Below are 13,772 nucleotides of genomic sequence, written 5' to 3' on the forward strand. Positions count from 1 at the left end.
GTCTCCCGCACGATCCGAAATCCGCTCATCGTGCCGTCTCCAGCGCATGCGTGTCCCGGACGGGTCGCACCAGTCGAACGCGATAGAAGATGAAGAAGTCGGCGGCGAGCAGGAAGAACAGCAGGATGCCCTGGAAGATCCGCGTCAGGGCCGAAGGCAGGCCGAGCGTCATCTGCACACCTTCGCCGCCGAGGAAAAGCAGCGACATCAACAGCCCGCCAAGCACGATACCGAAGGCGTTCAGCCGTCCGACGAAGGCAACGATGATGGCCGCGAAGCCGTAGCCTGGCGAAATCTGAGGCGAGAGCTGCCCGAGCGGCCCGGCGGCTTCCGCCATGCCGGCGATGCCGGCCGCGGCACCTCCCGCCAGCAGTCCGATCCAGACCGCAGCCGATTCGCGAAAGCCGGCATAACGGGCGGCAAGCGGTGCAGCCCCGCTCACCGACATCTTGTAGCCGAGGAAGCTGCGGTCGGTGAACAGCCACATCAGGAGCACGGCGACGACCGTGATGAAGATCGACGGGTTGAGGCGATAGGCGGGGTCAAAGGATTCGAACAGGGCCGCCGTCGGCAGAAGTGCCGTCTGCGGATAGTTGAAGCCGGCCGGATCGCGCCACGGTCCGTGCACGAGATAGGACAGGAACAGCGTCGCGATATAGGTCATCATCAGCGTGACGAGGATCTCGTTGGTGTTCATGCGGGCGCGCAGAAAGGCGGGGATTGCCGCCCAGGCCATGCCGGCGCCCATGCCGGCGATGAACATCAGCGGCAACAGCAGCACGCTTTCGGGGTTCGGCCAGAAAAGCCCCACGCCGCTGGCCGCGATTGCCCCCATGGTGAACTGGCCCTCGGCGCCGATATTCCAGACATTGGCGCGGAAGCCGACCGCCAGCCCGCAAGCAATGAGGATCAGCGGCGAGGCCTTGAGCAGCCATTCGGACAGGCCGTTCATGGAAGAGAGCGGCTCGATGAAGAAGGCATGGAGGGTCGCCAGCGGATCATGTCCGAGGGAGGCGAAGAAAATCGATCCGACGACGACAGTCAACAGGGTCGCCAGTGCCGGCGCGGCAACGCGCATCAGCGAGGAGGGCTCCGGCCTTTGTTCAATCCTGAAGCGCATTGTTGCCACCCCCATTGGCCAATGCGCCGTCGCTCATGCCGCGGCCCGTCATCAGAAGTCCGATCTCCTCGCGATCGGTCGTCTTGCGCTCCAGCGGCGGGGAAACCTTCCCTTGGCAAATGACCAGCAGCCGGTCGCAGATCTCGAACAACTCGTCGAGTTCCTCGGAGACGACGAGCACCGCCGCGCCGGCGCGGCTGAGATCGACGATGGTCTGCCGGATGAAGGCGCTCGCGCCGACGTCTACCCCCCAGGTCGGCTGAGACACCAGGAGGAGCTTCGGCTGGAGCGCGATCTCACGCCCGACGATGAATTTCTGCAGATTGCCGCCGGACAGGCTTTGCGCGGTCGCCTGCGGCCCGTTGGCCTTGACCTTGAACCTATCGATTATGCCGGCGGCGAACGCCTTGGCCCGGCGCCGGTCGACCAGCCCGTTGCGCACCGTGCCGAAGCGGTGCGCGGTCAGCACCGCATTCTCCCACAGCGTGTGCGAGGGCACGGCGCCGCGCCCGAGCCGCTCTTCGGGAACGAAGGCGACGCCGAGCTTGCGGCGCTCGTGCGGGCGAAGGCGGGCTGCGCCGGTTCCGCAAATCCGGATGGCGTCGCTGCGCTCATGCGTGCGCTCGCCGCTGAGCAAGGCGATCAGCTCGGCCTGGCCATTGCCGGAAACCCCGGCCAGGCCGACAATCTCGCCGCCATGCACCTTGAAAGAAATGTCCTTCAGGTCGACGCCGAAATGATCCCGGGACTTCACCGTAAGTCTGTTGACCTCGAGCACCGGTCTGTCGCTTGGCGTCGGCGGGCCGACATGCATTTCAGGCAGCTTCGAACCCACCATCATGCGGGCAAGCTCCAGCGACGTCGTCTCCTTCGGACGCGCGGTACCGGTGACCTTGCCGTTGCGCAGCACGGTGGCGGTGTCGCAGAGCTCCTGGACCTCGTCGAGCTTGTGGCTGATATAGACGATGCTGCAGCCCTCGGCGGCAAGTTGGCGGAGCGTCTCGAACAGCTTCACCACCGCCTGCGGCGTCAGTACCGAGGTCGGCTCGTCGAGGATCAGCAGTTTCGGCCCCTGCAGCAGGCAGCGCACGATCTCGACGCGCTGGCGCTCGCCGACCGACAGGTCGTGCACCTGGCGATGCGGGTCGATGGGCATGCCGTAGCGGCGCGACAGATCGCGGATCTTGTCGGCGAGCGAAGGCAGGTCGTATGCGCTGCTTGCCGAGAGCGCTATGTTCTCGACCACCGAAACGGATTCGAACAGCGCGAAATGCTGATAGACCATTTCGATGCCGAGTGCGCGCGACATCGCCGGGGTGTGCGTGGCGATCGGATTGCCGTCGCAAAAGATCTCGCCGGAATCGGCTTGCGTCGCCCCATAGATGATTTTCATCAGGGTGGATTTGCCGGCGCCGTTTTCGCCCAGCACGGCATGGATCTCGCCGGGTTGAATCGACAGCGACACATCGTCATTGGCGACGACGCCGGGATAGCGCTTGCAGATGTTGCGCAGTTCTAGTCGCGGATGCATGGCGGGTCCTGCCGTGGCGTGAAGCGAGGTTGGACGGGAACCAGGCAAGGAGACGCCGAAGGTATGGACTTGGGCGTCTCCCGGCACTTTTACGGTGATCAGCTCAGCCTGCCGATCATCCCCTTCACAAACCAGTTCATGCCGCGAATGTCGTCATCGGCCAGAACCGAACCGGCGGCAACCTTGACGTTGCCGTCCTGATCCTTCAGCTCCCCGGCGTAGGGATGAAGCTTGCCGCTGCCGATGTCGGCCTCGAGCTGCTTGAGCTTGGCGCGCGCATCGGCGGGGATACCCTCATTGTAGGGGGCCATTTTCACCACCCCGGCCGCCAATCCGTCCCAGCGGACTTCCGGCTTCCAGGTACCGGCGGCCACGGCCTTGGCTGCGCCGACATAGTCGCTGGTCCAATCGAGAACGAAAGAGGTCAGCTGCTTGCCCGAGGCGAATTTCGACATGTCGCTGGCATAGCCGATCGACCAGGCGCCACCTTCGCCGGCGACCTGTACGCCGGTCGCGGTGTCCGTCATCGAGCAGACCACGTCGCAGCCTTGAGAGATCAGCGTCTTGGCCGCCTCCTTCTCCTTGCCCGGGTCGAACCAGGAATTCAGGAAGATGGTGTTGCAGGTCGCGTTTGGATTGACGCTCTGCGCGCCAAGCAGCAGCGCATTTGCCGGACCGACGATGTCGGGGATCGGAAAGCCGCCGATGAAACCGATCTTGCCCGATTTGGACATGTAGCCGCCCGCCGCGCCGGCGACGAAGGTGCCTTCGTAATATTTCGCTTCGAAGGTTCCCAGATTGGCTAGGTGGACGATGCCTGAGCAGTGTTCGAACGCCACCTTGGGAAAGCGCGGCGCCACCTTCTGCATCGGCGTTCCATGCGAAAAGCTTGTGCCGAAGATCAGCCTGTTGCCGGCGCTGGCCAGTTCGCGGAAGACACGCTCGGCGTCCTGCGGCATGAAGATGTTGTCGATGACGGTGAGCTCGACCTTGTCGCCGAATTCGGCCTTGATGGCCTCGACGCCGAGGCTGTGCTGCTTGGTCCAGCCGATCTCGGCGACCGGCGAGACGTAGACGGCACCGATCTTCAGCACCTCCTGCGCCTGTGCGATGGTGCTCAGCGCTCCCGCGCCAAGAGCCGCGCCGGCCGCGCCGCTGTGTTTCAGGAATTCACGTCTCGTCAGTTTCTTCATGATGGTAGCCCTCTGTTGGTCTTTTTTGTTGATGCCCGGCTTGTCGGTGCCCGGTCTGTTCTGGGGATATGGAGGTGGAGATGCGTTGCCGCGTCGCCGCCGCCGGATGCATTCGACAATCTTCGCAGCGGCACAGTCGCGCCGTCGGCCTTGCCGTCGAGATAGGGCGCTAGCGCTTCGGCAGGCGTCATCTCTGGAAACACTGCGCGATCCATGATGTAGCCGCGCACCACCGCGCGGTGGTGGGTGTCGATCAGGTCCATGGCCGGTTTCAGCCGGCCCTTCTCCAGCAGGTCGACGACCCGCGAGTGGTCGTCCAGCAGATTGCAATAGTCGAAATCGGCTGAAATGAGGGAGCGCAGCAGCGTCGTGCGGCGCACCAGCTGCGCGTGGATTTCCTGCATGACCTTGTTGCGGCTGAGGCGTACGAATACGGTATGGAACTCTTGGCCAAGCACGTCGGCCAGCGCATCGTTGCCCGCCGCAACAGCTTGGCGCTGGCGCTCGACATGCTGGCGCAGCTCAGCCCAGCCGGCCGGCCCGAGGCGATCGCTGAGCTGTGCTGCGACGCCCTGTTCGACGAGCGTCAACGCGTCGTAGATCTCCATCGCCTCCTGCATGCTCGGCTTGGCGACGAAGGCACCGCGGTTGCGTTCGATCTGGGCCAGCCCGTCATCGGCGAGCCGGATCAGGGCCTGGCGCACCACGATGCGGCTCACGTTGAATATTTCGGAGAGTTCGCGTTCGCCGAGCTTGCAGCCGGGCACGAGGCGATGGTCGATGATGGCGCGGGTCAGCGTATCCGCGATGGTCTGGGAACGGCTGCTCAAGGCATGGTTCTCCGCCATTTCGACGTCATGATCAGCGGGCTTTCGTGATGGCGACATGCCTTGTCAGGACACGACATATCCCAGGTTCAGCTTTCTCATATCGGAATTCAATCATCATAATCTGTCAACACAAAAAAGGATTTTGGACGACAAAAAAATGTTGATTGGTATCCAATCTTGTGGTTTCGTCATCCCGAAACGTCGGGCTAGGTTCATGGTGAAGGGCTAGCCGAGTTGGGAGGGAAGCCGATGGCAACCCGTTGCGTTGACCGCGAGCTTTTGAACGACTGGCACATCGTCGCGGATCAGGAATCGCTAAGCCAGGATACGCGGTTTGCCACATGCCTGCTTGGGGTCGCTCTCTCCGTTTACAAGTGTTCAAACAAGATCGAAGTCGTTCGCAGCGATACGGGCGCCACGCTGAAAAGCGCCCAGCGTTATGGCTTCATCTGGACCTGCCTGGACAAGCCCCGGCGCGACATCATCTATATCCCTGAGGCCAATGAGGCAGACCGGCATCTGGTCAGCGGCGGTTCGATCGCGGTCAAGGTGTCGGGCCTCCGCGCGGTCGAGAATTTTCTCGATATGGGGCATTTCCCCTTCATTCATGCCGGCTGGCTCGGCGAGGAGCCGCACACCGAGGTCGCGCCGTACAAGGTTGAGATCACAGCGCAGGACGAGGTGCTGGCGACCGAATGCAAATTCTATCAGCCGGTGGCTTCGCCGACCGCCAAGGAAGGCTTTGTCGTCGACTACATCTACAAGGTGATTCGGCCCTACACGGTGGCTCTCTACAAGAGCAACCCGATCCAGAAGGACCGGCTCGACGTCATTACCCTGTTCGTGCAGCCGGTGGACGAGGAAAACTGCATCGCGCATCCTTACCTCTGCTATCTTAAGGAAGGCATGGAGGCGGCAACGGTGCGCAGCTTCATGCAATTGATCTTCGCCCAGGACAAACCGATCCTGGAGAACCAGGTACCCAAGCGCCTGCCGCTCGATCCACGTGCCGAGACCCCGATCCGTGCCGATGCCGTGTCGGTTTCCTACCGGCGCTGGTTGCGTGATCGGGCCGTCACCTATGGCGCGATACCGGCACAAGCCTGATGACGTCTGAGGGCTTCCAGAGGATAAAACGATGACAAAATGCTCGGATCCTGTGATCCTCAATCTCTGGCATCCCGTAGGGGCGATCGCCGAGACCATTCCCGGCGCTGTCCAGGACACCGTTCTGCTCGAGGAGCGCCTCAGTTTTGCGGTCGATATGGATGGTGAGCCCGTCGTCTGGCGCTCACGTCCCGATGTAGAAGGGGTGGATCGTGTTCCAGGCGCCGACAGACTGCCGGCAAGAAGCGCCTACGGCTATGTCTGGACTTCGCTCGGCTCGCCACCGGCCGAGCTGTTCCCGATCCCGGAATATGAAGAGCCGGACCGCCGCAAGCTCAACGCGGCCACGTTTGGCGTCAACGTCTCGGCACCGCGCGCCATCGAGAACTTTCTCGACATGGGCCACTTTCCCTATGTGCATACCGACATACTCGGCGTCGAGCCGCATACCGAAGTCAAGGAATACGACGTCGAGATATCCGTCGACCGTGACGAGATCCTGGCCACGCGCTGCCGCTTCTTCCAGCCGATGGCTTCGACCGCTTCCGGTGGCGGCGCCGACGTGGACTATGTCTATCGCGTGCCGCACCCCTATTGCTCCGTGCTCTATAAATCGAGCCCGGTCGACGAGGCACGGCGCGACGTCATCGCCATCTTCCTGCAGCCGGTCGACCAGGAGCATGTGCGCGCCCACATGCTGCTTTGCGTGCTCGACGAAGACAATGAAGACAAGGTGATCAAGCGCTTCCAGCAGACGATCTTCGGCCAGGACAAGCCGATCCTGGAAAACCAGGTGCCCAAACGCCTGCCGCTCGATCCGCGCGCCGAAACGCCCATCCGGGCCGATAAGTCGGCCATCGCCTACCGGCGCTGGCTCAGCCAGAAGGGCGTGACCTACGGTGTCATTCCGGTTGCGGCCTGACGAGATTCTTGGAGACGATTGATGTTGGAAGAAGCCAGAAGCCAGTGGCATCCGATCGCCGCTTCCCATGATTTGCCGTACCGCCACGTTTTCCATGGTCAATTGCTCGGCCGGGAATTCGCCGTCTGGCGTGCCGATGACGGCTACGTCAACATCTGGGAAAACCGTTGCCTGCATCGCGGCGTCAGGCTGTCGATAGGCATCAATGACGGGCGCGAGCTGAAGTGCCAATATCACGGCTGGCGTTATTCGAACCGCACCGCCGGCTGCACCTACATTCCCGCGCATCCTGCCGACGCGCCGGCCCGCACCATCACCAACCGCACCTTCCCCGGGGTCGAGCGCTACGGCTTGGTCTGGTCCTCCGAGGAGCCTCGCGGCGAGGTGCCGGATGTTGCCGCGCTGACCGAAGGCAAGCTGCTCGCCTTGCGCGGCATCGCGGTCAACGCGCCGGCCGACAAGGTCGTCGAAGGGCTGAAGGCCTATCGCTTTCAGCCCAACGCAGCGATCGAAGGCGAGGGCGCGGAAACCATCATCGAGGCCGCGCGGGATTTTGCCGTGGCGCTGCACTCGCACGATGGTGGTGCCGAGACGCGCGGCGTGTTCTTCGTGCAGCCGGTTGATTCAAACCGTTCGGTGATCCGTGGCGTGCTCGATCAGGAGGTCGAAGCAGCCGCCCGCATCGCCATCCTGCGCCACCACAATGAGCGGCTTTCCAAGCTGCGCGACGAGGTCGAGCGCGACGTCGCGAACGCACCGGCGCCCGCGCCGATCGAGCCGATCTACGAAAGGGTGTCGGCCGAACTCGCCGAAATGCCCGAGGTGACCGCGCATGGCCGCAAGGCGGCGCTGCGCGTCAGCGTGGCCAGGAAATGGCAGGCGGCCGACGGCGTTGCCGGTTTCGAGCTCCGCCCGATCAAGGGCATCCTGCCGACGTTCCAACCTGGGGCCCATATCGACGTCCATATGCCCAATGGCGAGATCAGGCAGTATTCGATCACCAACGGCCCTGGTGAAACCGACAGCTTCATCATCGGCGTCAAGCTGGAGCGGGATTCGAAGGGCGGCTCCAAATGCATGCATGAGACAGTCCGCGAGGGCGACGTGCTGGCGATCTCCGAGCCGCGCAACAATTTCCCGCTGCGCCGTGACGCGATCAAGACGCTGTTCGTCGCCGGCGGCATCGGCATCACGCCGCTGCTCGCAATGGCGCAGGCGCTGAAGAACCAGGAGCTGGCGCACGAGCTGCACTATTTTGCGCAAGGGGAGGAACACCTCGCTTTCGCCGATCGGCTGAAGCATCTCGGCGATGCGCTGAAGCCGCATCTCGGGCTGTCGCCGGACGCGACCGGCGCCGAGCTTCGGGGGATTCTCGCCGGTTACCGGAACGGCATGCATCTCTACATCTGCGGTCCCGGACCGATGCTGGAAGCCGCGCGCAAGATCGCCGCCGAGCAGGGCTGGCCGGATACCGCCATCCATTTCGAATATTTCAAGAACACCAACAAGATCGACGACAGTTCGAGCTTCGAAGTAGCGCTGGCGCGCTCCTGCGTCACGCTGCAGGTGCCGGCCGGCAAGACGATCATGCAGGTGATGCGCGAAAATGGCATCGATGTTCCGTCGTCGTGCGAGCAGGGCGCATGCGGCACCTGCGTCGCCACCGTGATCGAGGGCGAGCCGGACCATCAGGACGTCTACCTCAACGATGCCGAACGCAAAGCCGGAACCAGGATCATGACCTGCGTCTCGCGCGCCAAATCGGCACGCCTCGTGCTCGACATTTAGGAACTCCCGATGATCACGCTTTACGATTACGAACTGTCGGGCAATTGCTACAAGCTGCGGCTGCTGATGAGTTTTCTCGGCATCGACTACAAGACAGTGCCGGTCGACTTCTACCCCGGCCGCGAACACAAGTCGGAATGGTTCCTGAAGCTCAATCCGCTTGGCCAGCTGCCGGTCATCGAGGATGAAGGGCTGATCTTGCGCGACGCCCAGGCGATCCTGGTCTACCTGGCGTCGAAATACGATCCGTCGAGCACATGGTATCCCCGGAACAGACCGGCCCTGCTCGGCGAGATCAGCCAGTGGCTGGCCTTCGCCGACGGCATCACTTCGACGGCGTCGGCCGCCCGCCTGCACGACGCGCTGTTCTACGATTTCGACATCGATGCCGCACGCGCCGGCGCGCACCGGCTGTTCCGTATGCTCGACGAGCATCTGTGGTTCGGCGAGCAGCAGGGCCGCGGCTGGATCTGCTCGGCCGATCATCCGACCATCGCCGATATTGCCTGCTTTCCCTACATCATGCTGTCGGAGGAGGGCGGCATTACGCGCCAGGACTATCCCGCCATCCGGCGTTGGTGCGATCGTGTCAAACGCATCAAAGGCTTTACCGTGATGTCGGGCGTGTTCCCGGCGGGGCCGGCCAAGGCCGCATGATTTCTATCGCAACGCCGGGCGATCGATCGTCCCGGCAAGCAAGTTTGGGAGAAAGAAATGAAAACCCGCGCCGCTGTTGCCGTTGCTGCCGGAAAGCCGCTTGAGATCATGGAGGTCGACCTTGACGGCCCGCGCGAGGGCGAGGTGCTGGTCGAGATCAAGGCGACCGGCATCTGCCACACCGACGAGTTCACGCTGTCGGGCGCCGATCCCGAGGGCCTGTTCCCGGCCATTCTCGGCCACGAGGGCGCCGGCGTGGTGGTCGATGTCGGCAAGGGCGTCACCTCGGTCAAAAAGGGCGACCATGTGATCCCGCTCTATACGCCCGAATGCCGCCAGTGCCCGTCGTGTTTGTCGCGCAAGACCAATCTGTGCACCGCCATCCGCGCCACGCAGGGGCAAGGCCTGATGCCGGACGGCACCTCGCGCTTCTCGATCGGGGGCGAAAAATTGTTTCACTATATGGGCTGCTCGACCTTCTCCAACTTCACCGTGCTGCCGGAGATCGCCGTTGCCAAAGTCAATCCCGACGCGCCCTTCGACAAGATCTGCTACATCGGCTGCGGGGTGACCACCGGCGTGGGCGCGGCCATCAACACCGCCAAGGTCGAGCAAGGCGCGACCGCGGTGGTCTTCGGCCTCGGCGGCATCGGGCTCAACGTCATCCAGGGCCTGAAACTTGCCGGCGCCGACATGATCATCGGTGTCGATCTCAACAACGACAGACGAGCCTGGGGCGAGCGCTTCGGCATGACGCATTTCGTCAATCCGAAGGAGATCGACGGCGACATCGTTCCCCATCTCGTCAACATGACCAAGCGCGGCGCCGACCAGATCGGCGGCGCCGACTATACGTTCGACTGCACCGGCAACACCAAGGTGATGCGCCAGGCGCTGGAGGCTTCGCATCGCGGCTGGGGCAAGTCGGTGGTCATCGGTGTGGCGGGTGCCGGCCAGGAGATCTCGACGCGGCCCTTCCAGCTGGTCACCGGGCGGACCTGGATGGGCACCGCCTTCGGCGGCGCGCGCGGCCGCACCGACGTGCCCAGGATCGTCGACTGGTACATGGACGGCAAGATCGAGATCGACCCGATGATCACCCACACGCTCAAGCTCGAGGACATCAACAAGGGGTTCGACCTCATGCATGAGGGCAAGTCGATCAGGAGTGTCGTGGTTTACTGAGGGCGGCCCACACGCCGCGGGCCCGAGGACATCCCCGCTTGGACCGACAGGAGCCCTGTCGGCTTGAGAAGGCGGGCCACAGAAATGCCCGGACTTTTCGCTACCTCCAGCCTCCCGGCCAGGTCGGCGTGTTCCCAAAGTCCGGCGTCGACCGGCGGCGTGACCAAGGTGCACCTCGGTTACGCCGCCGGTGCTGTTTGCAGGGCTGAAGGTTGCGGGTGCGGCGGCCGGCAGCTATGTCGGACGGAAAGGTCATGACGAAAAGGCAGAGTTGATGAAAGTCGTTTCCACGTCCAAGTCGCATGGCGGCGTCCAGGGTGTTTATTCGCACGCTTCAGAGGTCTGCGCCTGCGATATGACCTTTGCCGTCTTCGTGCCGCCGCAGGTCAACGATGGGCCGGTGCCGGTGCTGTGGTATCTTTCGGGTCTCACCTGCACCCATGCCAATGTCATGGACAAGGGCGAGTACCGGCGCCTGGCGGCCGAGCTTGGCCTCATCGTGGTCTGCCCCGACACCAGCCCGCGCGGTGCCGATGTGCCGGACGAGAAGGATAATTGGCAGTTCGGCTGCGGCGCCGGTTTCTATGTCGATGCGACGCAGCAGCCTTACGCCAGGAACTACCGTATGTATTCCTACGTCCTCGACGAGCTGCCGGGATTAATCGCCGCGAACTTCCCTGCCGACACGGCGCGCCAGGGCATATCGGGTCATTCGATGGGCGGACACGGCGCGTTGACGATCGCGCTGAAGAACCCCGACCGCTTCAGGAGTTGCTCGGCCTTCGCGCCGATCGTTCAGCCGACGACCGCTGGCTGGTCGCGGCCTGCGCTCGAGAAATATCTCGGCGCCGACGACAGGGACTGGCGCGCCTATGACGCCACGCTGCTTATCGAGGACGGCCGCCGTTTTGGCGAGTTCCTGGTTGATCAGGGCACGGCCGATGGGTTCCTTGACGAAGGCCTCCGTCCGTGGCTGCTGGATGAAGCCTGCAAGAAGGCCGGCATCGACCTCACCTTGCGCATGCAGGAAGGCTACGATCATTCCTACAACTTCATCTCGACCTTCATGGACGATCACCTGAAGTGGCACGCCGCGCGGCTAGGCTGAAGAACCGCCGGGCATTATCAGCGGTAGGACCTGTGCATCGGCGAAGGCGACATAGCCATGGCGCAGGCGGCGCACGGGTCCGCGCCCGATATCGCCGGCAAGGGTATCGTCAATCCCTACGATGATCGAATCCACCCGCATGCTGCTGCAATGGCTTGGCCACAACCGCGGCGCCATCGTCGCTGCCATCGAGAAGGAAACTGAAAATGTCCTCGCATAGGATCGCTGTCATCGGTGGTGACGGTATCGGGCCGGAGGTCGTCGAGGCCGGCGTGAAGGTTCTGGAAGCCCTGACCGCTGTCGAGCCGGGTTTGGCCTTCGACTTCAAGCGCTTCGACTGGGGCTCCGATTATTACCGCCGCAACGGCCGCATGATGCCGCAGGACGGCCTCGGGCAATTGGAGGGCTTCGATGCGATCTATTTCGGCTCGGTCGGCGATCCGAACCTTCCCGACGACGTCACCCTCTGGGGGCTGCGTCTGGCCATCTGCCAGGGGTTCGACCAATACGCCAACGTGCGGCCGACGCGCCTCTTGCCCGGGCTGACCGGCCCGTTGCGGCCCGATCTCGGCAAGCAGATTGACTGGGTGATCGTGCGCGAAAACAGCGAAGGCGAATATGCCGGCGTCGGTGGTCGCGCCCATCGCGGACTGCCTATCGAGGTCGGCATGGATGTCGCCGTCTTTACCCGCGCCGGGATAGAACGCATCGCACGTTTCGCCTGCGAGCTTGCGCTGTCGCGCCCCCGCAAGCTTCTGACGGTTGTCACCAAGTCGAATGCGCAGCGTCATGGCATGGTGCTGTGGGACGAAGTCGTGCGCGGCCTGCTTCGCGACTACCCCGGTCTCACCGTCGACTGGATGCTGGTGGACGCCATGACCCAGCGCATGGTCAACAAGCCCGGCAGCATCGACACGGTTTTGGCGACCAATTTGCATGCCGACATCCTCTCCGACCTGGCCGCCGCGCTGGGCGGATCGCTCGGCATAGGCTCGACGTCGAACATCGATCCCTCGCGCAGCCGGCCGTCCATGTTCGAACCCATCCATGGTTCGGCCTTCGACATCACCGGCAAGGGCGTCGCCAATCCGCTCGGATCGTTCTGGACGGCGAGCCTGATGCTTGAGCATCTCGGCGAGCAGGCCGCCGCGCGGCGCCTCATGGTTGCGATCGAGCTTGTCACGGACCGGGCGGAATATCTCAGCCCCGATCTCGGCGGCACCGCGAGCACCGCCGAGGTTACCGCCGCGGTGATCGCGGCCCTTCGCGCCAATTAGCGCGGCACGAACAGGCAAGCATGTCATCGAGGGCGTGGCCTCAGGAAGTTCGCGCGCCTTCGGCGTCCGTTCCCCGATATTTAACATGCTCTATGAACGCGCGCAGCTTGGGCAGGACCTGGCGTCTGTCGGGATAATACAGAAAAACGCCCGGCGTCGTGACGGCGAAGGGCGTGAGCAACGCTTGCAACCGGCCATCGGCAATCGGGGCTTCGGTGAGAGGGCCGGGCACCTGTGCAAGTCCGACACCTTGGATCGCCGCGCCAAGCAGTGTCGGGTAATCATGCGCGACCAGCGGCCCGGAGACGATTGCCTCGACGGTCTTGTTGCCGTCGATGAAGGGCCAGGGCGCGATCGATCCGTTGGAGCGGCGCATGCGCAGGCAGGCATGGCCGCGCAGATCGTCGAGGCGCTCCGGCCGCTTCTGCCGGCGCAGATAGCCAAGGCTGCCGACGACCACGAGCGGGAACGGCGGCGTCAGCCGAACCGCGACCATGTCGGCGGCGATGAACTGGCCGAGCCGGATGCCGGCGTCGAACCCCTCGGCCGCCAGGTCGACCAGATCACCGCTTGCGGCGATCTCCACCTCTACTTCGGGATAGGCCTGGCAAAAGGATGCCACCAGCGGCTCCAGCAGGATCGGCACCACGGCGCGCGGCACAGAGAGGCGCAACAGCCCAGTCGGCCGCTGCCCAAGTTCACGTGCGACTTCGCTTGCGGCGACCAGTTCCTCGAAAGCGGGCTTTGCGCGCGAAAGGAACCGTTCGCCGGCTTCGGTCAGGCCGACGCTGCGCGTCGTGCGCATGAAGAGCGCCGCACCGACGCGCACCTCGAGCGCGCGCACCGCCTGGCTGATCGCCGATGGCGTGACGCCGAGCTCCGCGGCCGCTTTTCGGAAGCTGCGGTGTTGCGCGACGCCGAGGAACGCCTCCACGCCGTCGAGCGCACCTTTCCGGATTGTGAAGTTCTGCTTCATGCCCCGTCAACATTATCGCGAATAGTCGACCGCTGGAAGCGGGCGTAAATTGCGCCTTACATCTCTTGGGAGGCCATA

At 63.6% G+C, this 13,772-nt stretch carries 12 protein-coding genes; 7 read left to right on the forward strand and 5 right to left on the reverse strand.

Annotated elements, in window-relative coordinates; genetic code table 11:
• Positions 1-25: 25 nt before the first annotated feature.
• The 4 genes from FJ940_RS04440 to FJ940_RS04455 all read right to left on the reverse strand — a co-directional run bounded on the left by FJ940_RS04440 (position 26) and on the right by FJ940_RS04455 (position 4,674).
• On the reverse strand, positions 26-1,120 hold the full coding sequence (locus tag FJ940_RS04440; protein ID WP_140561639.1) for an ABC transporter permease: 1,095 nt from the start codon (positions 1,118-1,120) through the stop codon (positions 26-28).
• Positions 1,104-2,651 carry an ABC transporter ATP-binding protein gene (locus FJ940_RS04445; protein ID WP_140515242.1) on the reverse strand — a complete coding sequence of 516 codons (1,548 nt, stop codon included), beginning with the start codon at positions 2,649-2,651 and terminating at the stop codon, positions 1,104-1,106. Before FJ940_RS04445 ends, FJ940_RS04440 begins: the two co-directional genes overlap by 17 nt.
• A 98-nt stretch (positions 2,652-2,749) precedes the next feature.
• Positions 2,750-3,844, reverse strand: a complete 1,095-nt coding sequence (locus FJ940_RS04450; RefSeq protein WP_140555643.1) for a BMP family ABC transporter substrate-binding protein — start codon at positions 3,842-3,844, stop codon at positions 2,750-2,752.
• A complete protein-coding gene (locus tag FJ940_RS04455; protein ID WP_140497518.1) occupies positions 3,841-4,674 on the reverse strand; it encodes a GntR family transcriptional regulator in 834 nt (277 codons plus the stop codon). The genes FJ940_RS04450 and FJ940_RS04455 overlap by 4 nt, the downstream gene beginning before the upstream one ends.
• A gap of 249 nt (positions 4,675-4,923) precedes the next feature.
• On the opposite strand from FJ940_RS04455, the gene FJ940_RS04460 reads away from it, so the two are divergent.
• From FJ940_RS04460 to FJ940_RS04495, 7 genes are all read left to right on the forward strand, one after another.
• Complete coding sequence (locus FJ940_RS04460) at positions 4,924-5,781, forward strand: aromatic ring-hydroxylating dioxygenase subunit alpha (protein ID WP_140655495.1); 858 nt, start codon at positions 4,924-4,926, stop codon at positions 5,779-5,781.
• 31 nt (positions 5,782-5,812) lie between these two features.
• Complete coding sequence (locus FJ940_RS04465) at positions 5,813-6,703, forward strand: aromatic ring-hydroxylating dioxygenase subunit alpha (RefSeq protein ID WP_140515245.1); 891 nt, start codon at positions 5,813-5,815, stop codon at positions 6,701-6,703.
• A gap of 21 nt (positions 6,704-6,724) precedes the next feature.
• Complete coding sequence (locus FJ940_RS04470) at positions 6,725-8,491, forward strand: Rieske 2Fe-2S domain-containing protein (protein ID WP_140515246.1); 1,767 nt, start codon at positions 6,725-6,727, stop codon at positions 8,489-8,491.
• Between the two features lie 9 nt (positions 8,492-8,500).
• Positions 8,501-9,148: a glutathione S-transferase gene (locus FJ940_RS04475; protein ID WP_140515247.1), complete on the forward strand. Its 648-nt coding sequence runs from the start codon at positions 8,501-8,503 to the stop codon at positions 9,146-9,148.
• 57 nt (positions 9,149-9,205) lie between these two features.
• Positions 9,206-10,333, forward strand: a complete 1,128-nt coding sequence (locus tag FJ940_RS04480) for an S-(hydroxymethyl)glutathione dehydrogenase/class III alcohol dehydrogenase (protein ID WP_140655499.1) — start codon at positions 9,206-9,208, stop codon at positions 10,331-10,333.
• A 274-nt stretch (positions 10,334-10,607) separates the two neighbouring features.
• A complete protein-coding gene (gene fghA, locus FJ940_RS04485; protein WP_140562365.1) occupies positions 10,608-11,441 on the forward strand; it encodes an S-formylglutathione hydrolase in 834 nt (277 codons plus the stop codon).
• A 206-nt stretch (positions 11,442-11,647) separates the two neighbouring features.
• Complete coding sequence (locus FJ940_RS04495) at positions 11,648-12,718, forward strand: tartrate dehydrogenase (RefSeq protein WP_140628968.1); 1,071 nt, start codon at positions 11,648-11,650, stop codon at positions 12,716-12,718.
• Between the two features lie 40 nt (positions 12,719-12,758).
• On the opposite strand, the gene FJ940_RS04500 is transcribed toward FJ940_RS04495, so the two are convergent.
• On the reverse strand, positions 12,759-13,694 hold the full coding sequence (locus FJ940_RS04500) for a LysR substrate-binding domain-containing protein (protein ID WP_140655502.1): 936 nt from the start codon (positions 13,692-13,694) through the stop codon (positions 12,759-12,761).
• Between the last annotated feature and the right edge of the window lie 78 nt (positions 13,695-13,772).

The organism is Mesorhizobium sp. B2-3-7 (assembly GCF_006442695.1).
Lineage (GTDB): Bacteria > Pseudomonadota > Alphaproteobacteria > Rhizobiales > Rhizobiaceae > Mesorhizobium.